We start from the raw sequence: 20,951 nt of genomic DNA, 5'->3' as shown, positions 1-20,951 counted from the left end.
TATCAAATTTAAGAAAAAAATGCCTAAATTCCAAGCAAAAAGAGATTATGATTTACTACAAAGAGAAGATAAATGAGTTACTATTGAATACAAGTATCACGTCTGATGAGATATATGATCTTGAGTTTTATCAGAATAAAGAAGAAGTTTTAAAAGCATTTAAGTTTTATAATGAAACCTTAATTAATAATTATTATTATGGCATTGATCCTTCTTATCTATTCTTTGAAAATAATCTTAGTATAAATGCCAAGGCTACTAAAGATGTAAATGAGAAATATATTATTTCAATAAATATTGGAACGATTCATTTTTTGATTGAGAAGATAAAGAAAACTAATATTTTTGATAATGTTGTAGTAGTAAAACTTCTCCAACCATATTTTGATCTCCCAATTTCTGTTTTGATGTATCAAATGAGCTTACACTTTACTTTTTATCATGAGTTAGCACATCTAATACAAAAATCAGAATATCTTAATAACTCTATGGTAGAAGAGAATTCAGATGTATTTGATTTAAAAAAGCATGTTTTAGAAATGGATGCTGATTCGTTTAGTGGAGTTATGATGTCGACCCATGTTTTACAATATTCCGAAAAAATGTTGCCAAGAGCGAATAAAGAAATTTATCAAGGGTTATTTATCATTTTTTTAATACCTATTATAATATATCTATTATCCTTTAAAGGTAATGATAAAGAGTTTTATTTATTTGAAAACTCACACCCACATCCCTCAATAAGGTTAATTTCTATTATTATGACTATAATTGATTATGCTAAAATCACTTTAGAGAAAAAAGAGATTAATTTTAAAAATGATGAGGTTTTTGAAATATTAATATTATCAATGTCAATTTGTGAGGAGAGTCAAGAACTTTTATTTGATGATAAAAGGGTTAGTAAGTTAAAAGCAATTTACATTAATAATAGAATTGAAATAATAAGGTATATAAAGAGAATTGAAGAAGAAAAAGAAAATTATATTAATGATTTAGCTATTTCAAAGAGAAATCAACATATATTTTAAGATTACCACCGCATATTATATAATAACATCTGAAATTGTATGATGTGGTGAGCGAAAGGGACGTTGATACATTAAGCCAGTATTTTTTACTTTTCCTACCACTGAATGTATTTTAGTGGTTTCTAAGGCTTCGTGTAAGGTCATAGGAGGAAGAATGGATGGCAAACGTTTTGCTAACATTGTTTTACCTGCTCCTGGAGGTCCAATAAGAATGATATTATGTCCACCAGCAGCGGCAATTTCCATGCAACGTTTTATAGATTCTTGTCCTTTTACATCAGCAAAATCAAACTCAGGAAAGTCAATGTGCTTGTAAAATTCAGCGCGGGTGTCAACGGTTGTAGGTTCAATTAGTTTGTTACCATCAAAATGGTTTATAACTTCCATAATATTGTCTACCCCAAGAACATTTAAGTCATTAACTATAGCAGCCTCTTTGGCATTTTCTTTTGGAAGGATAAAGTGTTTAAATCCTTCTTCACGAGCCTTAATAGCAATAGGTAGAGCTCCTTTTATAGGTTGTAAACTTCCATCAAGAGAAAGTTCTCCCATAATAATATATTCATCAATCTGTTCTGATTTTATTTGATTGGAGGCAGCCAAAATACCAATAGCTAAAGTTAAATCGTAGGCAGCACCTTCTTTACGTATATCGGCAGGTGCCATGTTAATAATGATTTTCTTTCCAGGGAGTTTGTAACTGTTGTTGGCTAAAGCAGCAGAGATTCGATACGAACTTTCACTTACAGCTTTATCAGGTAGTCCCACTAAGTGGTATCCTATACCTTTATCAATATTTACTTCAACGATAATTGTGGTTGCTTCAATACCAAAAACAGCACTTCCATAGACTTTTACTAGCATATTTTTCTCTTTTCGTTAAAGATAGAGAAAAAAATAAAATTTACTGTAATCGCATTTGCTGTGGATTCCAATGAGTTGGGTCGTTCTTTTTTAAGAAGCCTTTTAAAAGATTGTTGTTCTGATAATCGGTATAATCATCATAAATTAATGAAGTTGGCTTTTTACTTAGTTTATTAAATGGAACCGAAAAAGAGTTATTGTCAATGTCTTGTTGACTTACAATAAAAAATGATAATCCATTTAAATTTAGATTTTTATTTATTGTTGATGAATCATAAAAAGTAGAATAGGTATTGGAGAAAGTATAAATGCTTCCAGGGGCTTTCTCTTTTTTCTTAATTTCTTGTGCTGAAGTAGAAAGAATGACGGTAATTAAAAAGATGGTAGTAATATTATTTTTCATAAAAGTTAGATTTATAAAAATAACACCAATAATTATACCTTTTTTGATTTAGAAAAAATGTATTTAAACATTTTACGTATACTAATAAAAATCAAAATAACTAGAATAATAGCCAGTATAGGGAAAAAAATAGAAAATGCAGACATAACTAACGAGGTGCCTGTTTCTACGGTTGAAATAATTGGATTGGCAACTCCTCCAGTTGTTGCTGTAGAAGTAAGTCGAGTAGAAGCAGCAGTGCCCTTTATAGCTGATGCTGTTCCGCCACCAGCAATAATTGCTAAAGCCCAAGTAATAACTGGTGATAAATCTGCCACAGTTGAAACCATTACTGCAGTACCTGCAATTGCGGCTAACGGAACAGCCATGGTATCGAGTAAGTTGTCAAACCAAGGAATATAGTATGCAAATATTTCTAATATTGTAGCTACACCTAATGCTATAATAGCAGGGGTACTTGCTACCCACAGCCAGTTTTCATTTAATGGAATAACATTGTAATATCCTGCTAAGCTTAACGTAAATAGAGGTAAAAATACTCTAAACCCTACGGAAGCAGCTAAGCCAATTCCTAAAAATATGCTGATAATAGTTTCTGGTGTCATATATTTTTTATTGAAAGATATAAAAAAAGCCTCTTTTTTAAAAAAGAGGCTTTTAAATATATAATATTTATATTATAATTAGTTAGAGTTAAATCTATCTAAACCAGTTTTTAACCAATTATAGTATGTTCCGTGATCTGTATATTGTTGAGGTGAGTTTAATATTTCAAGTTCAGGACTCATTAGTACATAAAATGGTTGAGAAGCTGTTTTAAAGTTAGCAGACTGGAAAGTAGCCCATTTATCACCATAGGTTCTAATTCTTTTTACTTTCCCATTAGATTTAATAAAATCAAATTGCTCTTCTTCTGGTAACATTCTTTGATGATCATCAACATATAATGAAATTAATACATAATCATCATTTATTAATGAGTAGATATCTGGTTGACTCCATATGTTTTCTTCCATTTTACGACAGTTAACACATGCCCATCCTGTAAAATCTAATAAAACAGGCTTGTTAACAGATTTTGCGTAAGCTATACCTTCATCAAAATCTTTAAAACAGTTTAAGTTTAAAGGACATTGATTGTCTTTTTTGTATATACTATGGAATTTAGGTGGAGCAAACCCACTTAATAATTTATTTTGACTCCAAGAAGGGTTTTCCATTACACCAGGAGCTAAGTATACTGCTAAAGCTAAGGCTCCAATTCCTACTAAAACTCTAAATAAGGTCATTTTACCATACCTTTTTCCTATGAAACCAAATAAGTACAGTGCTAAAAGGAACGCAATTAAAGCCCATATTCCAATAAAAATTTCTCTTTTTAGTATTCCCCAGTGTCCTACTAAATCAGCATTTGATAAGAATTTAAATGCAAAAGCTAATTCAATAAATCCTAAAACAACTTTAACAGTATTTAACCATCCACCAGATTTTGGTAATGTGTTTAACCAGTTAGGGAACATCGCAAAAAGAGCAAAAGGTAAAGCTAATGCTAAACCAAAACCAACCATACCTACAGATAATTGCATTGCTCCTCCACTTAATGATCCTGCTAATAATGAACCTAAAATAGGTCCTGTACAAGAAAATGATACAATAGCTAAAGTTAATGCCATGAAGAAAACTCCAAGAACGCCTCCAACATTTGAAGCGCTATCTGCTTTATTACTCCAAGAACTAGGTAGTGTTAATTCATAAAAACCGAAGAATGAACCTGCAAAAAATATTAGTATTACAAAGAAAAATAGGTTTAACCATATGTTTGTTGAAATACTATTTAATATTTCAGGATCTAAAGTATCTAAGAAATGAAAAGGAAGACTTATTAAACCATAAATTAATACGATGAAAAAACCGTATAGGATAGCGCTACCAACACCTTTTCCTCTTTTTTCTGTACGTTTTGTGAAAAACGATACAGTTAAAGGAACCATTGGAAATACACATGGAGTTAGGAAAGCTAATAATCCACCAACAAAACCTAATAGGAAAATATTTAAAAGACTATTGTCTTCCTCTTCTTCACCAGTATTTGTGTCAGTTGAGCTTTTTAATAAAATTGTATTTTTTAAGTCTAAATTTAAAGTTTGAGATAGTTCTTTACTTTTGTCATCAACTTCAGCAACTGTTTGTGCTACTTTTTCACCTGTTAAAGAAAATGTAAAATCTTCATCAAAAGGTAAACAGTATTCTTTACAAACTTGGGCATCAAGATTTAATGTAACTTTTGTTAAAGTTGAGTCTGAAACAGTAATTCTTTGAATTAACTTACCTTCGTCAACAAAGAAGATTTCATCTTTTCCCCAGATTTCACTAAACTGAGTTTCTGTTTCACTTTCTTTTGCTTTACCATTTAAGGTATATCCAGATTGTCCTTCTGCTGGTGCAATTGTCATAGGTAGTGAAGCATCTTCAGGGTTGTATTGAGAATATAAATGCCAGTCTTCAGCAATTAACACGTCAAAAATTAAGTCGTACTCAGTATCAGAGATTTTCTCTACCTTAGGAGTAACAACTACGGGGTTATCGTCAGATTGAGAATAAACCGCTAAACCTATGAATAATAAAAATAGAGTAAAGAATTTTTTCATTCTATATGTAGTTTGATGGGGTTAATTAAATACTAATTTTTAATAGTTTGGTTGTTTTTTCTGTTGGTAAAAAGCGTCTATCTTGTCGTTTTCCTACTATCCAAATAACTTCGTTTTTACTAGAACAGAGCAACCAAATTTTATTTTTGTTTACAATTGATATTTTTTCGTCTTTAAAATATTTACTTACTTTTTTTCGACCTATCATTCCTTTAGGATAAAAAAAGTCGCCGGATTTCCACCGTCTGAGTTTTAGAGGGAAGTTAAGAAGTTCATAATCAACATAAATGTTTTCTTTATTAATGTTAGTTTTTTTTAGAACTTTTTTTAGTTGCAGCTTTATCGGTGCTGTAATTTCTTTGTTTTCCTCCCTAATAATGAAATATTCCTTTTCAAAGGAACTTTTTTCATTAGTGCGTAAAAGTAATAAAAAATCTCTGTCTTTCAACAAAGTATAAAATTTTGTTAAAATCTGCTTGCCAGATTGTGCATAAATCAAGTTGTAAACATCGTTCCATTCCGTGAATTTATAGGACTTTAGCAGCTGGTAGAGGTATGCTTTTGGGTTGGATAACTTTAACAGTTTTTCAATATTTATTTTTAATAAATCTCCCTCTTTTGAGACAATTTCATGGGTAATGTCCGCTATTTTATCATCAATAATTTGTTGAGACTCTTTTAAATGATCAATTGTTTTATTGAAGTTTTTTAAAACGCTGTCATTCAATTCTTTTAGTGTAGGTACAATCTGGTGGCGTATTTTATTTCGAAGATATTTGGTTTCTGAATTACTTTCATCTTCACGCCATTCAATATTATTTTTTTTGGCAAAGGTTATAATCTCTTCACGAGAAAAAATAAGTAAAGGTCTAATGATATTTTTATTAATTGAAGGAATTCCTGTTAAGCCTTCTAAACCAGTACCTCGAGAGAGATTAATTAAAAATGTCTCTAAATTATCATCAGCATGATGGGCTGTTAATATATAATCAAAATTATTTTCTTTACTTAGGGAGTCAAACCAACTGTAACGTAACTCTCTTGCTGCTAGTTGTGTTGATAATTTATTTTTAGTAGCATATTCATTAGTGTTAAAGCGTGTTGTAAATGTTTGAATGTTCAAACTTTTTCCTAACTCTTTAATAAAGAGTTCATCTAAATCACTTTCTTTTCCTCTTAGTTGAAAATTACAGTGTGCTAACGAAATATTAAACTGTAGTTGATGTAAGAGGTGTGTTAGTACAACACTATCAACTCCCCCAGAAATAGCAATTAGTAACTTTTTTTCTTTTAAAAAAGAAAATTGTTCGTCAATATGTTTTGCTAATTGTTGGAGCATGTGAATAATAATTATTGTAATTGAGTGTTTAACCAGCTTACAACATCTTGTAACATTTCTTCTTTACATAAGTCATTTTGTAACTCATGATATCCTCCTTCGTATAGTTTTATACTAGCTTTAGGTGTATTGTTAGCAAAAGCCTCTGTGCCTTTATAATCAATAATTTTATCGCCTGTACCGTGTAATAATAACATAGGTGTTTTTAAAGAAGATGCATTTTCAATAGCCCATTCACCAGCATCAATAAAGGATAAAGAAAAATTAGGACTTACTTTATCATGAACTAATGAGTCATTTATATATTTTTCAACTTCAATAGGGTCGCGAGATATATCGTTAGCATCTAACTCATTTCCTAAAGTAATTGAGGGAGCTATTTTTTGCATTATTTTTCCTAACGAAAGTTTCCAAGCAGGCGGCTGAAAAGCTAAACGTAAAAAAGGACTGGTAGCTATGACTCCTTTTAGATGATGTTTTTCTCTAAGCGTGTAATTAATTACAGTGTTGCCTCCCATAGAGTGCCCATATAAAAACGTAGGTTTATCACCAAAAACCTCTTTAGTTTTTTCAATAAGTTTAGTAACACTTTTTAATACATAATTATACCCTGGATTGTGTCCTCTTTTCCCTGTTGTTTTTCCATGACCAAAATGATCAAAAGTAACTACACCAAAATTATTATCGGTTAGTTTTTTTGCAACATGTTTATACCTTCCAGAATGTTCTCCCATTCCGTGAATAATTACCACGATGGCTTTTACAGCTTCTGGTTGCCAATACTGACCAAAAAACTCAGTTTTATGAAAATTGAATGTGAATGTATGGTGTGTCATTAGTCTCTTGTAATGTTTCCGTCTTCTAAAATATTAAAAATAATAGTAGAAGGAGAGTCAGAAATATATTCAACTAATTCAATACTATTTTTATTAAGAGTAGAGGTGGTTTTTAACATTCCTTCCGCAATTTCATCATAAGCCAATACTTGGCTATTAATTATATTAAATTGTTTATCGTAAGTCACCAACATAGAGATTAACTCAGTATTATTTGGATAGAAATAATATACTACTGATTGAAAGTTTTCTGATATTTTAGGAAGATAAGAAATACCAATTTTAGCGTTCTCTTCATCTAATTGTTCTTCAAAAATTGAAGGAAGTTTTAAAAGCTCTTGTTGTGGTTTTGTTAATAATTTACCCTCTACATGATTGCTAAAGTTTGTACTATCAACCAAAGGAACATTTTTAGTAGGATAGTCGTTTAAAAATGAATACTTGTTTGCTTTACAAGACGTCATTGATGTAATAATAGCAACGAACAGTATAAGTTTAATTGTGTTTTTCATCTCTTTATTTTTTGTAATAGTTTTTTGATTAGAAATACTTTTTCTGAGTATTTGCTATAAATATAGTTAACTTTTGTTAGTGTGAGTTAAAACATATTTCATAGCCTTGGCTTTGAGTAAACATTCTTCATACTCCTTTTCTGGAGTAGATTTTGCTGTAATAGCCCCACCAACTGAGTATGAAACGTATTTGTTCTCGGAATTGTATAAAATACTTCGGATAACTACGTTAAAATCGAAGTCGCCATTTGGAGTAAAATAGCCTACGGTTCCAGAGTATAGGCCACGTTTAGTTTCTTCTAATTCTTCAATGATTTTCATGGCAGAAATTTTTGGAGCTCCGGTCATACTTCCCATAGGAAAAGTATCTTTAATTACATCAACTGGGTGTGTGGTGTTTTCAATTTCTGAAACTACGGTAGAAATCATTTGATGTACTTGCTTAAACGAATATACTTTACATAGTTCTTCTACTTGGACACTTCCTTTTTTAGCTGTTCTTGATAAATCGTTACGAACTAAATCTACAATCATAATATTTTCTGACCGTTCTTTTTCATCACGAGCTAAATCAAAAGCTATTTTTTCATCTTCAATCGGGTCAATCAAACGTTTTGCTGTCCCTTTAATAGGTTGCGAAATAATTTTAGAATCTTCTTTTCTAATATATCGTTCGGGAGTTGCAGATAGTAGGTAATGATTGTCATTTCTAAAAAACGTTGCAAATGGAGGTTCCGATATTTTGTTTAACTGTGTGTATACTTTATATGGATTTATAACTGTGTTTTCTGCATAGAATTCTTGACAAAAGTTAGCTTCATAAATATCTCCTCTATGTATATGTTCTAATACTTTTTCTACTTTTTGATAGTATTCATCTTTATGGATACGTAGTTTTATTTTTACTTCATCTGTTTCTTCTTGTTGATAATTATTAATAGAAGGGTTTGTTTCAATAATATCTTCAAAATCTTCTTCTAATTCATCATCAATCATTTGTAAGTAATGAAATTCAACAGTATTTCCTTTGATGAATAGTAGTTTTTGAGGTTGAAAAAAATATAAATCAGGAAGATGAAGTCCGTCAAAATTCTTAGAAGTCAGTTTTTCTACATCATTTTTAACATCGTAACTAATGTAACCAAAGATGTAGTCTTTGGTGAAAGATTGATATTCTTTTAGTTTATCAAAAGCATTATAGTAATCTGTTTTAATAGAAGTAAACTCTTCTACAGCTAAAGCACAATCGAAAGAGCTATATTGTTGCTCGTAATTGTTAGAATCTAGCCAAATAGCTGTTTCAAATTGTTTAGCCCAAACAAACAGCTTTTGCTTGAAGAGCTCAGGGGTGTCTATAGAAAAAATACGGACGGTTCTTGACATCGCCACAAAAATAAGAAACCCGATAGAAATACTACTATCGGGTTTGAGTTTTATATAATTTTGAGGGTTATACCATTTACAACTTGAAATTACCGTAATAAAACACCCTTTTTCCCTTTCTTCATCATTTAAAAAACAAAACGTAGCTAAGGCTATGTTTGATTTTTGAAACTTGAATAAAGAAAAAAAATCATTATTTTCTTTTACAATAATTTCAAATCATAACTGGTATTATTCTTTTTTTGAGTTTTCGTACTCTTTAATTTTTTGTTCAACTTCTTCTAAAGTACCTTCAAAAGTTTTTTCTTCAGTTGTTTCTTCACCGTTTTTAACAGTTGTAGTAGTAATAGTAGCTTTAGCAGTACCATCATCATTCTTTACAATATTCACTTTAACGATGTTTTCTAACTTGTTCTCTGTAGTAAATTCAGCATCAGTAGAAAGTTTTATTTCGTGTTTTTCACCATTTTTGTCAATCCAAACTTTAATATTTTCTGTCTCTTCATGTGTTTCAGAAGAAGTATGTCCGCCTAATATTGGGGCAATAACTAAACCAACTAAACACGTAAGTTTAATTAAAATATTCATTGATGGCCCAGAGGTATCTTTAAAAGGGTCACCAACAGTATCACCTGTAACGGCTGCTTTATGCGCATCAGAACCTTTGTAAGTCATTTCTCCGTTGATTTCAACACCAGCTTCAAACGATTTTTTAGCATTGTCCCAAGCACCACCAGCGTTGTTTTGGAAAATAGCCCACATAACACCTGACACACAAACACCTGCCATATAACCACCTAAAGGTTCAGCACCAAAAACCAATCCGATAATAATTGGAGTGATGATAGTAATTAAGCCTGGTAAAATCATTTCTTTTAAAGCAGCTTTGGTTGAAATATCTACACATTTTGCATATTCAGGAGTACCAGTTCCTTCCATAATTCCTGGAATTTCTCTAAACTGACGACGAACTTCATGGACCATTTCCATAGCTGCTTTTCCTACCGATTGCATGGCTAATGCTGAGAATATAACAGGAATCATTCCACCGACAAATAACATGGCTAATACATCAGCTTTAAAAATATTTATTCCGTCAATTCCTGTAAAAGTCACATAAGCAGCAAATAAAGCTAAGGCTGTTAAAGCTGCGGAAGCGATGGCGAATCCTTTACCAACTGCAGCAGTAGTATTTCCTACAGAGTCTAATATGTCGGTACGTTCACGGACGTGATCTTCTAATTCACTCATTTCAGCAACTCCACCCGCATTATCTGCAATAGGACCGAATGCATCAATAGCTAATTGCATTGCCGTAGTTGCCATCATTGCTGAAGCTGCTAAAGCAACTCCGTAAAATCCAGCGAAATAATATGAGCCATAAATAGCTGCTGCAAATAATAAAACAGATAAAAAAGTAGACTTCATACCTACCGCAAGACCAGCAATAATATTGGTTCCTGCACCTGTAGCACTATTTTGTACGATAGCTAACACTGGTTTTTTACCTAAACTGGTATAATAAGCTGTAACCATTGAGATTAACGCTCCTACAGCTAAACCAATACAGGCAGCCCAAAACACATTGATAGCTGCTACTTCTTTAAAGCCTTCTCCGAAGAACTTCATTTGCATTGTTTGAGGAAGCATCCATTTAATCAAGAAGAAACTAGCTATTAACGTTAAAATAATAGCGACCCAGTTTCCAGTATCTAGTGCTTTTTGTACTTGTGCTTCTTTTGCACTATTATCCTTAATTCCTACTAAAAAAGTTCCGATGATTGATGCAATAACACCAACTCCTGCAATTACTAAAGGAAGTAATATTGGTCCCATTCCGTTAAAGGCATCAGAAAAAGGTGAGGTTATAGACATATCTCTAATAACATAGTTTCCTAGTACCATGGCTGCTAATACGGTTGCTACGTACGAACCAAACAAATCGGCTCCCATACCTGCAACATCACCAACATTGTCACCAACGTTATCTGCAATGGTTGCTGGGTTACGAGGATCGTCTTCAGGAATTCCTGCTTCTACTTTTCCAACTAAATCGGCACCTACATCGGCAGCTTTGGTATAAATACCTCCACCAACACGAGCAAATAAAGCAATAGATTCAGCTCCTAAAGAAAATCCAGCCAAGGCTTCTAATACAACAGTCATTTCTTTGTAAAAGTTACCTCCATCTGTAATAAATTGACCAACAAATATTAGAAAAAATAAACTTAGACCTAAAACAGCTAAACCAGCGACACCAAGCCCCATTACGGTTCCACCACCAAAAGATACTTTTAAAGCTTGGGGCAGGCTAGTTTTTGCAGCTTCTGCGGTTCGTGCATTAGCATCGGTAGCGATTCGCATTCCTATGTTTCCTGCGAGTGCAGAAAATATTGCTCCGATAATAAATGCAGGAACAATCATAATACTTGTTGTTTCTACTACCTGAGAGATTCCGAATAAGGCTAATGAAGCGATAATAACAAAGATTAGTAATAATCGATATTCGGCAGCTAAAAAAGCAAGAGCTCCTTCTTTAATACTTTTTGAAATAGATTTCATTTTATCATTTCCTGCATCTTGTTTTTTAACCCAGACCATTTTTATATACATAAAAATGAGTCCTAAAAGTGCCAAAATAATAGGCACATATATCATGTTTTGTTTCATGTTATTGTTATTTGATTAGTTATAAGTGTTCGTAAATATAACAAAATCAATAACTAAACAAAAAACCTCTCAGTTGAAACTGAGAGGTTTTTTGTTTTATAAAAGGAATTTTTTTATAAATTAGATAGTAAAATCTCCATTTGTTTTATGTTCGCTATTTTCATAACGCTCTAAACATTTATCTAATATTTCGTAGGCTTCATCAGCATTACCCCAGTCTCCAATATCAACTTTTTTCTTTTCTAAGTCTTTGTATACTTGGAAGAAGTGAGTGATTTCTTTTTGACGGTGTGGATTTAGATCAGTAATATCGTTGTATCTGTTCCAAATTGGGTCAGAAACAGGGACACAAACTATTTTTTCATCTGGCCCTTTTTCGTCTGCCATATGGAAAACACCAATTGGTTTTACTTCCATAACACACATAGGAAAAGTTGGTTCAGCACCCAATACTAATACGTCTAATGGGTCACCATCTAACGCTAAAGTTTGAGGGATAAATCCATAGTCTCCAGGATACATCATTGATGAGAATAACATTCTGTCAAAACGAATTTTTCCTAAATCAAAATCGTATTCATACTTGTTTCTACTACCTTTTGGTATTTCAATTAAAACATCAACTGTTTTTCTTTCTTTTGCGGTCATATATTCTAAACTTTTCTTCGTTTTCTAAAAATCGGTTTGCAAAAGTAGTGATTTATTAGTTTTTTTAAAGAAAAAACAAAGGTATTTTATGGTTAAATGTATGATTATAAGCCGGGTTTAATACCAATACGGATAGCAAATTTAGGTGTTGGAGCAACAATTGATCCTGCAGGAGGTGTATAATTACTTCTCCAAATAGCATCAATTCTCAGAAAACGTAAGTTACCATATCCAATATTTTCTAATCCTACACTGTATTCGTAATATAGTTTGTTTGGAGCGTTATAGTTAACATTATGCGCTCCACTACTATTGACTAATCCATCATTTATAGCTCTATTTTGTTGAGAAATGTTCCCGTAAGCAGCTCTAAAAGAAACTAAGCTTCTTAGTTTTAATTTTTTTAATAGGGGTATTCTATTTAGAATATAACCATTAAAATGGTGTTCAAAATGTCCTGCCAAATATTCATCAGCTACAAAATCGTAGTAATTTAGTAGCGCGAAAGTGTCTTTAACTAAAGAAAATGTTTGGTTGGCAGGGATAGGGCTTAATAAGGCAACTGGAACTGTTCCAAATGTTTTTCCAGCTTCAAAACTAGCGTCTAAAGTTCCGAATTTACTTAATAAAATAGGTTGGCTGTATTTAAACTGAATTTTATCGTAACTGTGAGTTCCGTTAAAAGGCCCTTTGTAACCTCTTCGGTAGTTCAGTACAAAAGTAGGGAATACATTTCGTCCAAAACGCCTTTCTACCCCCAGTCCATATACAAACCTTCCGGGAGTGAAAGAAACATAAATATCAGAAGCCACATCAGTAACTTGTGATTGAATATTTCCGTTTTCATCTCTGTAATTCATAGAGAAATCTTTCTCAGAAGCTGATTTAATTTTTGAGTGAGAAAAATTAAAACCTACATGTAAGTTTTGCTGAATTTGATAATCAAAGTTTGCAGCTATTTTTTCAACATCAGATAAAAAGAAATTGTCTCCTCTTGAAAATAATGCAGTTGTTCCAAAGCTTCTTCCTAAAAGTTGTGTTGTGTTTAAAAGAGTGCTACCGAGTTGCTCAATATCGTTTTGGTATGCAACTCCAACGGCAATTCTAGGTTTGTAAGATAAAAGATAACGTGCTTCTGCACCATATTTTACTCGTTCGTCTTTAAAGCCGTAAGCAATATGCCCACCTAAACGAAAACGATCGTCTTTGGTTACAAAGGTTCTGAATCCAACTTTAGTTCTAAAGCCTTCTACTTGGTTACTGGCAAAAGCAGTCCACAAAGGTCCAATTTGAACACCTAGTTTGGTGTTTATATAACCACTGGCTACCGTGTTTATTAATCCTGTTAAATTTTTTATTTGTTTTTTTTCTTTAACACTTTCAATTAGTTTGTGTGTTTTTTTACTTTCATCGGTTTGAATATTCTTCCAGTAAGAATCTTCTTTTTCATATTGATCAGGTCTAATTTTCTCAATAGTTTGTTCATAAAAGTTTTTAGGAAGAGCTTTGTTTAAGACATAATTCTTAAAAGTAATATCTTTTTTAATTGTTAATCCTTTATTGCTTTCGTTTTTATCGATGAATGTAAAATCACCTTCATAAGCATTTTTGGTAGGGATGTAAATACTGTCGTTTCGTACCTCAAACTCTTTTTCAAAGCTAAGTCCTCTTACAAAGTTTAAATTAATACTTTTATGAACTTTCATTTTTAATTTTTTGATAGAAAAATTTTTGTCAGCTACCCAAAAATTACCTTGAAAGGCCAAATCTCCATCGCGCCTTGGAAAGAAATAAATATTGTAAAGCTTTTTATTGTTGTTTACGACACTATCGTAAAGAACATAGTCATATGTAGAAAAACCATCAGTAGATAAAGGACTGATAAAAGGCTTTTGAAGTAATGTAATGTTGTTTTTAAAAACATCAATATTTTGAAAGGTGTTGGCCATTCGGTCAAAAATAAAACCCTGAGCGCTAAGCCCTTCTGATTTTTCAGCCTCTATATCTTCTCTGATATTATTATTTTTGTTGTCTCCATACACATTGGCAACTTGTTCATTTAAATAAATAGGGATATAATAGTTTATTCCGTCGCTATCATACTTTATTTCTTGAAGTGCTTGTTTGTATTCTTTCTTAAATATCTTTTTTAAGAAAAGAGTGTCTAAATTATTAAGACCTATTTCTATGGATGTGTTTTTTTTATATTGATAATGATCAACTAAATCAAGTCCATTTTTTCTTTTACGTTTCCAAATTTCTTTTAAAATTCTATAAGCAGGATTTTCTTTTTTCTTTAACCTTTTTTTAGGTTTGGTAACGATAACAACTTCTTCAAGTTCATTACTTTCTTCTTTTAAAACAATATTCAAAAACTTTGTTTTTTGACTCACTTTAATAGTGTGAGTTTGAAAACCTACAAAGGAAATTTCTAGTGTGCCCCTATATTTGTTGGTTTTTAGGAAAAACTTTCCATTATCGTCTGTTGTGGTTCCATAAGTGGTGTTTTTTAGAATTACATTAACGAAAGGCATAGGAGTGTCAAATTCGTCAACCACTTTACCTTGTATAGTTAATTGTGCACTTAAAATACTGGTAGTTAGTAGCAGTAATAAGGTAAGAAGATGTTTCATTATTTTTTTTACTACAAAATCCTTTTGACCTGAGTCAAAAGGATTTTAATTTATTTTTTCAATTTCTTTTTTCTTCAATTACTTGCGGTACATCACTTCTTTTACTGCTGAAATAACATCATTCGCATTAGGTAACCATTCTTCCAATAATACTGGAGAATAAGGTGCAGGAGCGTCGGCAGTTGTAATTCTTTTAATAGGAGCATCTAAATAATCAAATGCTTCGTCTTGTACCCTAAAAGTAATTTCTGATGAAACACTACCAAATGGCCAAGCTTCTTCTAAAATAACTAATCTATTTGTCTTCTTAACAGACTCTAAAATAGCTTTATGATCCATCGGACGAACTGTGCGTAAATCAATAATTTCAATAGAAATACCTTCTTTAGCTAATTCGTCAGCAGCTTTGTATGCTTCTTTAATAATTTTACCAAAAGAAACTACCGTAACATCGGTACCTTCTCTTTTAATATCAGCAACTCCAATAGGGATGATATATTCTCCTTCAGGAATTTCCATTTTATCACCATACATTTGTTCAGACTCCATAAAAATAACTGGATCATCATCTCGAATAGCAGCTTTTAATAAACCTTTAGCATCGTATGGATTAGAAGGAACAATTACTTTTAATCCTGGGCAGTTTGCATACCAACTTTCAAAAGCTTGTGAGTGGGTTGCTGCTAATTGACCTGCAGAAGCTGTTGGTCCACGAAAAACAATAGGGCAGTTGAATTGTCCACCACTCATTTGACGGATTTTTGCAGCATTGTTAATAATTTGGTCAATTCCTACTAAAGAGAAATTAAAAGTCATATACTCAACAATAGGGCGGTTACCATTCATTGCTGATCCTACAGCAATACCACCAAAGCCTAGTTCGGCAATAGGAGCATCAATAACACGTTTGTCACCAAACTCGTCTAGCATTCCTTTACTGGCTTTATATGCTCCGTTATACTCAGCAACTTCTTCACCGATTAAATAAATGCTTTCATCTCTACGCATTTCTTCGCTCATTGCTTCGCAAACGGCTTCTCTAAATTGTACTGTTTTCATACGTTTTATAAGTAGTTGTTTATCAAGAGTGCAAAAATAATAAAAATAGGGGTAATATTGTAGTTTTAAAAACAACAAATGATTATGTAATAATAATACCTTAATTTTGAGACTGATTAATGTTAAGGAAAAAATTTATTATGCACGCATAATAAATTAAAAAAAATCCTTAACTTCGTGGCATAAAATTAAGTTTCTTTAAAACAACGATATATATGAAAATATTAGTTTGTATCAGTCATGTACCTGATACTACTTCAAAAATCAACTTTACTGATAACGATACAAAGTTTGATACTAACGGGGTTCAATATGTTATTAATCCATACGACGAGTTTAGCTTAACTCGTGCCATGTGGTTTAAAGAAAAGCAAGGAGCGAGTGTAACTGTAGTGAATGTTGGAGGAGCTTCTACAGAGCCTACTTTACGTAAAGCTTTAGCGATTGGTGCAGATGATGCAATTCGTGTAAACGCTGAACCGACTGACGGGTTTATGGTTGCTAAAGAATTAGCTGAAGTTGTTAAAAATGGAGGATATGATTTAGTATTAGCAGGAAAAGAATCAGCAGACTATAACGGACAAATGGTTCCTGGAATGTTAGCCTCTTTGTTAGATTTTAACTTTGTTAATGGATGTGTTGGTGTAGAGGTAGACGGAACAAATGTTACTTTGAATAGAGAGATTGATGGAGGTGAAGAAAAAGTATCCTCTACTTTACCAATGGTGATAGCAGGTCAAAAAGGAATTGTAGAAGAAAAAGATTTACGTATTCCTAATATGAGAGGTATTATGATGGCACGTAAAAAACCATTAAACGTGGTAGAGCCAACTGGAGCAACAGCAGCAACAGCAACTCAAAATTTTGAAAGACCAGCACCAAAAGGAGCGGTTAAGTTAGTTGATAATGTTGATGATTTAATTGATTTATTACATAACGAAGCAAAAGTAATTTAATCAGTTGAACTGTTTTAATAGAGTTTAAAAGAAAGAATAAAAATACTTGTTAGTGTTTAATGATTAAAAACTAACCACTAACGACTAAAAAATAAATAAATATGTCTGTATTAGTTTTTGCCGATTCATCGGAAGGAAAATTCAAAAAAACAGCTTTTGAAGTTGTTTCATACGGAAAAAAAGTAGCAGAACAATTAGGAAGCGACTTAGTAGTGTTAACTATTAATGGAGGTGATGCTTCTGAATTATATACTTACGGAGCAGAGAAAGTAGTAGAGGTAAAGAATGACTTATCTTCATTCAATGCTAAAGCATATGCTTCAATTATTAAACAAGTAGCAGAAGCAAAAGGAGCTAACACGGTAATTATCGATTCTAGTGTTGATGGATTAACTGTAGGACCGTTAGTAGCTGTAGCTTTAGAAGCTGGATATGCTTCAAATGCGGTAGCATTACCAAGTAGCACTAGTCCTTTTGTTGTTAAGAGAAAAGCATTCTCAAATAAAGGCTTCAACAATACTGAAATTTCAACTGATAACAAAGTAGTGGGTGTTGCTAAAAACTCATATGGAGCACATGAAAATCCGGTAAGTGGTTCTACTGAGAGTTTTGATGCTACATTACCTGAATTAGGAGTGAAATCTGAAAATATTAATAGAGCAACTGGTAAAGTTACTATTGCTGATGCTGATATTGTTGTTTCTGCAGGTAGAGGTTTAAAAGGACCTGAAAACTGGGGAATGGTTGAAGAGTTAGCTGATGTTTTAGGTGCTGCAACTGCATGTTCTAAGCCTGTATCTGATTTAGGATGGCGTCCTCATAGCGAACACGTTGGTCAAACTGGTAAGCCTGTAGCTTCAAACTTATACATAGCTATAGGTATTTCAGGTGCAATTCAGCATTTAGCAGGAATTAACGCATCTAAAGTAAAAGTAGTTGTTAACACAGATCCAGAAGCACCTTTCTTTAAAGCTGCTGATTATGGTATTGTTGGTGATGCTTTTGAAGTTGTACCTCAGTTAGTAGAAAAATTAAAAGCTTTTAAACAAGCATAAAATAGTGGTAATTTTTTCTTTTTCTAGAAATTAGAGTTCAACTCATAATTTTTAGTAAATTGTGCCCACTTTAGAAGGCTGTCTAAAATTTTAAGCAAAAGGCCTAAATTTAGACAGTTTTTTTGTATTTTATGATGATTGATTGTACATGAGTTTAATTAAACTAACTATAAAAGGGATTTCGTATAGCCAAACACAAAGTGGGGCATATGCTTTAGTGCTAAGTGAAATGGAGGGAACCAGAACACTTCCTATAATCATAGGAGCGTTTGAGGCACAATCAATAGCAATAGCCTTAGAAAAAGAAATCCGTCCACCAAGACCACTTACTCACGATTTATTTAAAACGTTTTCTGATCGATTCTCTATCACCGTTAAACAAGTAATTATACACAAGTTAGTTGATGGAGTATTTTATTCAAGCTTAATTTGTGAAAGAGAAGGAATAGAAGAGGTTATTGATACAAGAACATCAGATGCTATAGCATTGGCAGTTCGATTTGAAGCTCCAATTTTTACATATGAAAACATTTTAGATAAAGCAGGTATTTATCTAAAAATGGATGAAGAGTTAACAATTGAAGAAGATTTAGAATCTGATGAAGATGAAATCGAGTTTTCAATAGAAGAAGAAGGAAAGGATAATTACTCACACTTGTCACTTAAAGAATTACACGAACAACTTAACGATGCTGTAGCCAATGAAAATTATGAGTTGGCAGCTAGAATTCGTGATGAAATCAGCAAACGTTCTTAATTTAAAATATTAAAAATGAAGAAACTATTTACTTTCATAATGCTTTGCGTTACGATGATAACTTTTAGCCAAAGCATTGAAAAAAAGTGGAATTTCTCATCAATTACAACAACAGAAGGAGATTCAATTGTTTCTATAGATCCTACAGATATTTTTACTTTATCAGAAGGAAACTTTACATACTCTTTAGTAGAAAAAGATAGTTTACAAGCTTCAGGAAACTATATTCATCAAAACAACTTATTAATTTTTAACTACAAGCAACCCAACGATACAGTTCGTTATTACAACGTGGTTGAATTAACAGATGAAGTTTTAACTCTCTCAGAAAAAAACATACTATATAATTTCACAACAGAACCAATAGTTGTTTTAGGGAAAGACGTTGAAGAAGTAGTCAGTAAAACAAAAAAGATAATTCCAAGTCAAGGTTTTTCGATGCAAAGTTTGTGGAGAGGAGCTCTAGGGATGATAACATTACTAATTATTGCTTTTTTATTTAGTGCAAACCGAAGAGGTATTGATTGGAAAACAGTAGGATTAGGGTTGGCTTTTCAGTTATTAATAGCAATTGGGGTTTTAAAAGTTCCTTTTGTTCAAAAAACATTTGAGCTAGTTGGAGGCTTGTTTGTAAGTGTGTTAGACTTTACAAGAGCAGGAAGTGAGTTTTTATTTAGCGGTTTAGTTGCTGATATGGATTCTTTTGGATTCATCTTTGCTTTTCAAGTACTACCTACCATTATATTTTTCTCGGCATTAACATCAGTATTGTTTTATTTAGGACTAATACAAAAAGTAGTAAAAGGCTTAGCTTGGTTATTATCTAAGTTTTTAAAAATATCAGGAGCTGAAAGTTTATCAGTAGCAGGAAATATTTTCTTAGGTCAAACAGAAGCACCTTTATTAATTAAGGCATACTTAGAAAAAATGAACCGTTCTGAAATCTTGTTAGTAATGATAGGAGGAATGGCAACCGTAGCAGGAGCAGTATTAGCAGCTTATATAGGGTTTTTAGGAGGAGATGATGAAGCGTTACGCTTATTATATGCAAAACACCTATTAGCAGCATCTGTAATGGCAGCACCAGGAGCTATTATCATTTCCAAGATATTATACCCACAAACAGAAGAAGTAAATACAGATGTACAGGTTTCATCAGAAAAAATTGGTTCAAATATTTTAGATGCTATAGCTAATGGAACAACTGAAGGCTTACAATTGGCAATGAATGTTGCAGCTATGTTATTAGTTTTTATTGCTTTTATAGCCATGATAAATGGTATTTTAGGAAGTATAGGAGGTTTTGATGGAATTGAATATTTTGATTGGAAATTTACTTCCTTGAATAAATTAATTGAAGGAACTACACCTTATGAAGCATTGTCATTAGAATTTATTTTAGGTTATGCTTTCGCTCCTTTAATGTGGTTAATTGGTGTTGCTAAAGAAGATATGGCATTAATGGGACAGCTATTAGGTATTAAATTAGCTGCAAGTGAGTTTGTAGGATATATCCAGTTAGCTGATTTAAAAAATGCAGCAAGCGCTACACATTTAACCTATAACAAGTCAGTAATTATGGCTACGTATATGTTGTGCGGTTTTGCCAATTTTGCTTCTATAGGAATTCAAATAGGGGGAATAGGTTCTTTAGCACCAGGTCAACGTAAAAATTTATCTGAGTTTGGAATGAAAGCCCTAGTTGGAGGTACAATTGCTTCGCTAATGTCTGCAACCATAGCAGGGATGATTATAGGATAAAAATAAAAGGTTATAGGTAATTGGTTGTTTTTTAATACAATAGTTTTGTTTGTTCTTTTTTTTTGATATATTTATACCAATATTAACCCCCAAATTAAATCTATCATGAATAAACTTAAAAGTTTAAAAGGAATTAAAGTGTTATCAAAAAATGAGCAAAACCAAGTTACCGGAGGTCGTTATACCTATTGTAAAGGTACACGCATGTGTTGTACAAGATTTGCAAATGGTCAAGAGTTTTGTGACTACGGTTACTGTCAAAGTAACGGAACTTGCGTTTGGGCATAGTTATAGTTGATAACTTATTAATATAATTTTAAAAGCATCTACATTTTTTGTAGATGCTTTTTTATTTTTACGTTGTTAAACAGTTCAAGAATTTTAACGATTAAAAGC

General features: G+C 32.1%; 17 protein-coding genes and 1 pseudogene. 6 read left to right on the top strand and 12 right to left on the bottom strand.

Going from position 1 to position 20,951, the window contains the following annotated elements; translation table 11 throughout:
• Positions 1 to 47 precede the first annotated feature (47 nt).
• Positions 48 to 1,031: a hypothetical protein gene (locus ABHQ57_RS00360; RefSeq protein WP_389861824.1), complete on the top strand. Its 984-nt coding sequence runs from the start codon at positions 48 to 50 to the stop codon at positions 1,029 to 1,031.
• Between the two features lie 18 nt (positions 1,032 to 1,049).
• Here the strand turns inward: ABHQ57_RS00360 and ABHQ57_RS00355 are convergent.
• From ABHQ57_RS00355 to ABHQ57_RS00300, 12 genes and pseudogenes are all read right to left on the bottom strand, one after another.
• Positions 1,050 to 1,895, bottom strand: a pseudogene (locus tag ABHQ57_RS00355) (YifB family Mg chelatase-like AAA ATPase); the annotation flags it as partial.
• A 40-nt stretch (positions 1,896 to 1,935) separates the two neighbouring features.
• The gene (locus ABHQ57_RS00350; protein ID WP_167712449.1) at positions 1,936 to 2,298 is read right to left on the bottom strand and encodes a hypothetical protein; all 363 of its coding nucleotides are present in this window, start codon (positions 2,296 to 2,298) and stop codon (positions 1,936 to 1,938) included.
• Between the two features lie 32 nt (positions 2,299 to 2,330).
• Entirely contained in the window at positions 2,331 to 2,903 is a 573-nt protein-coding gene (locus ABHQ57_RS00345) for a DUF4126 domain-containing protein (protein WP_167712448.1), read from the bottom strand.
• A 78-nt stretch (positions 2,904 to 2,981) separates the two neighbouring features.
• Positions 2,982 to 4,946, bottom strand: a complete 1,965-nt coding sequence (locus ABHQ57_RS00340; RefSeq protein ID WP_047790330.1) for a cytochrome c biogenesis protein CcdA — start codon at positions 4,944 to 4,946, stop codon at positions 2,982 to 2,984.
• Between the two features lie 25 nt (positions 4,947 to 4,971).
• Complete coding sequence (tilS, locus tag ABHQ57_RS00335; RefSeq protein WP_167712447.1) at positions 4,972 to 6,285, bottom strand: tRNA lysidine(34) synthetase TilS; 1,314 nt, start codon at positions 6,283 to 6,285, stop codon at positions 4,972 to 4,974.
• An 11-nt stretch (positions 6,286 to 6,296) separates the two neighbouring features.
• The gene (locus ABHQ57_RS00330) at positions 6,297 to 7,121 is read right to left on the bottom strand and encodes an alpha/beta hydrolase (protein WP_167712446.1); all 825 of its coding nucleotides are present in this window, start codon (positions 7,119 to 7,121) and stop codon (positions 6,297 to 6,299) included.
• Positions 7,121 to 7,633, bottom strand: coding sequence for a hypothetical protein (locus ABHQ57_RS00325; protein WP_167712445.1), 513 nt, complete (start codon positions 7,631 to 7,633; stop codon positions 7,121 to 7,123). The genes ABHQ57_RS00330 and ABHQ57_RS00325 overlap by 1 nt, the downstream gene beginning before the upstream one ends.
• Positions 7,634 to 7,699: 66 nt before the next feature.
• Complete coding sequence (pabB, locus tag ABHQ57_RS00320) at positions 7,700 to 9,016, bottom strand: aminodeoxychorismate synthase component I (protein WP_167712444.1); 1,317 nt, start codon at positions 9,014 to 9,016, stop codon at positions 7,700 to 7,702.
• 231 nt (positions 9,017 to 9,247) lie between these two features.
• Complete coding sequence (locus ABHQ57_RS00315; protein ID WP_167712443.1) at positions 9,248 to 11,686, bottom strand: sodium-translocating pyrophosphatase; 2,439 nt, start codon at positions 11,684 to 11,686, stop codon at positions 9,248 to 9,250.
• 120 nt (positions 11,687 to 11,806) lie between these two features.
• Entirely contained in the window at positions 11,807 to 12,334 is a 528-nt protein-coding gene (locus ABHQ57_RS00310; RefSeq protein WP_047790320.1) for an inorganic diphosphatase, read from the bottom strand.
• A gap of 104 nt (positions 12,335 to 12,438) precedes the next feature.
• Positions 12,439 to 14,967 (bottom strand): DUF5686 family protein, encoded by a 2,529-nt coding sequence (locus ABHQ57_RS00305; protein ID WP_073182570.1) that lies wholly within the window; start codon positions 14,965 to 14,967, stop codon positions 12,439 to 12,441.
• Positions 14,968 to 15,045: 78 nt separating this feature from the next.
• Positions 15,046 to 16,026 carry a pyruvate dehydrogenase complex E1 component subunit beta gene (locus tag ABHQ57_RS00300; RefSeq protein WP_047790318.1) on the bottom strand — a complete coding sequence of 327 codons (981 nt, stop codon included), beginning with the start codon at positions 16,024 to 16,026 and terminating at the stop codon, positions 15,046 to 15,048.
• Positions 16,027 to 16,241: 215 nt separating this feature from the next.
• Between ABHQ57_RS00300 and ABHQ57_RS00295 the strand changes: the two genes are divergently transcribed.
• The 5 genes from ABHQ57_RS00295 (at position 16,242) to ABHQ57_RS00275 (ending at position 20,843) form a co-directional block, all read left to right on the top strand.
• On the top strand, positions 16,242 to 16,982 hold the full coding sequence (locus ABHQ57_RS00295) for an electron transfer flavoprotein subunit beta/FixA family protein (protein WP_167712442.1): 741 nt from the start codon (positions 16,242 to 16,244) through the stop codon (positions 16,980 to 16,982).
• A 101-nt stretch (positions 16,983 to 17,083) separates the two neighbouring features.
• Positions 17,084 to 18,037 (top strand): electron transfer flavoprotein subunit alpha/FixB family protein, encoded by a 954-nt coding sequence (locus tag ABHQ57_RS00290; RefSeq protein WP_073182572.1) that lies wholly within the window; start codon positions 17,084 to 17,086, stop codon positions 18,035 to 18,037.
• A 148-nt stretch (positions 18,038 to 18,185) separates the two neighbouring features.
• Positions 18,186 to 18,794 (top strand): bifunctional nuclease family protein, encoded by a 609-nt coding sequence (locus ABHQ57_RS00285; RefSeq protein ID WP_047790315.1) that lies wholly within the window; start codon positions 18,186 to 18,188, stop codon positions 18,792 to 18,794.
• A gap of 15 nt (positions 18,795 to 18,809) precedes the next feature.
• Positions 18,810 to 20,555: a NupC/NupG family nucleoside CNT transporter gene (locus tag ABHQ57_RS00280; protein WP_073182573.1), complete on the top strand. Its 1,746-nt coding sequence runs from the start codon at positions 18,810 to 18,812 to the stop codon at positions 20,553 to 20,555.
• Positions 20,556 to 20,660: 105 nt separating this feature from the next.
• Complete coding sequence (locus ABHQ57_RS00275) at positions 20,661 to 20,843, top strand: hypothetical protein (protein WP_167712441.1); 183 nt, start codon at positions 20,661 to 20,663, stop codon at positions 20,841 to 20,843.
• Positions 20,844 to 20,951: the final 108 nt, after the last annotated feature.

This window comes from Tenacibaculum sp. ZH5_bin.1, assembly GCF_042865525.1.
Taxonomy (GTDB): domain Bacteria; phylum Bacteroidota; class Bacteroidia; order Flavobacteriales; family Flavobacteriaceae; genus Polaribacter; species Polaribacter mesophilus.
The sequence above is the reverse complement of the archived record's forward strand: the minus strand, read 5'-3'. Positions and strand labels throughout refer to the sequence as shown.

What these genes read in the sequence shown, in the direction of transcription:
- ABHQ57_RS00295 (WP_167712442.1), top strand. Translation starts at nt 16,242, where the DNA reads ATGAAAATATTAGTTTGTATCAGTCATGTACCTGATACTACTTCAAAA.
- ABHQ57_RS00345 (WP_167712448.1), bottom strand. Translation starts at nt 2,903, where the DNA reads ATGACACCAGAAACTATTATCAGCATATTTTTAGGAATTGGCTTAGCT.
- ABHQ57_RS00325 (WP_167712445.1), bottom strand. Translation starts at nt 7,633, where the DNA reads ATGAAAAACACAATTAAACTTATACTGTTCGTTGCTATTATTACATCA.
- ABHQ57_RS00360 (WP_389861824.1), top strand. Translation starts at nt 48, where the DNA reads ATGATTTACTACAAAGAGAAGATAAATGAGTTACTATTGAATACAAGT.
- ABHQ57_RS00275 (WP_167712441.1), top strand. Translation starts at nt 20,661, where the DNA reads ATGAATAAACTTAAAAGTTTAAAAGGAATTAAAGTGTTATCAAAAAAT.
- ABHQ57_RS00285 (WP_047790315.1), top strand. Translation starts at nt 18,186, where the DNA reads ATGAGTTTAATTAAACTAACTATAAAAGGGATTTCGTATAGCCAAACA.
- ABHQ57_RS00305 (WP_073182570.1), bottom strand. Translation starts at nt 14,967, where the DNA reads ATGAAACATCTTCTTACCTTATTACTGCTACTAACTACCAGTATTTTA.
- tilS (WP_167712447.1), bottom strand. Translation starts at nt 6,285, where the DNA reads ATGCTCCAACAATTAGCAAAACATATTGACGAACAATTTTCTTTTTTA.
- ABHQ57_RS00280 (WP_073182573.1), top strand. Translation starts at nt 18,810, where the DNA reads ATGAAGAAACTATTTACTTTCATAATGCTTTGCGTTACGATGATAACT.
- ABHQ57_RS00330 (WP_167712446.1), bottom strand. Translation starts at nt 7,121, where the DNA reads ATGACACACCATACATTCACATTCAATTTTCATAAAACTGAGTTTTTT.
- pabB (WP_167712444.1), bottom strand. Translation starts at nt 9,016, where the DNA reads ATGTCAAGAACCGTCCGTATTTTTTCTATAGACACCCCTGAGCTCTTC.
- ABHQ57_RS00340 (WP_047790330.1), bottom strand. Translation starts at nt 4,946, where the DNA reads ATGAAAAAATTCTTTACTCTATTTTTATTATTCATAGGTTTAGCGGTT.
- ABHQ57_RS00350 (WP_167712449.1), bottom strand. Translation starts at nt 2,298, where the DNA reads ATGAAAAATAATATTACTACCATCTTTTTAATTACCGTCATTCTTTCT.
- ABHQ57_RS00315 (WP_167712443.1), bottom strand. Translation starts at nt 11,686, where the DNA reads ATGAAACAAAACATGATATATGTGCCTATTATTTTGGCACTTTTAGGA.
- ABHQ57_RS00290 (WP_073182572.1), top strand. Translation starts at nt 17,084, where the DNA reads ATGTCTGTATTAGTTTTTGCCGATTCATCGGAAGGAAAATTCAAAAAA.
- ABHQ57_RS00310 (WP_047790320.1), bottom strand. Translation starts at nt 12,334, where the DNA reads ATGACCGCAAAAGAAAGAAAAACAGTTGATGTTTTAATTGAAATACCA.
- ABHQ57_RS00300 (WP_047790318.1), bottom strand. Translation starts at nt 16,026, where the DNA reads ATGAAAACAGTACAATTTAGAGAAGCCGTTTGCGAAGCAATGAGCGAA.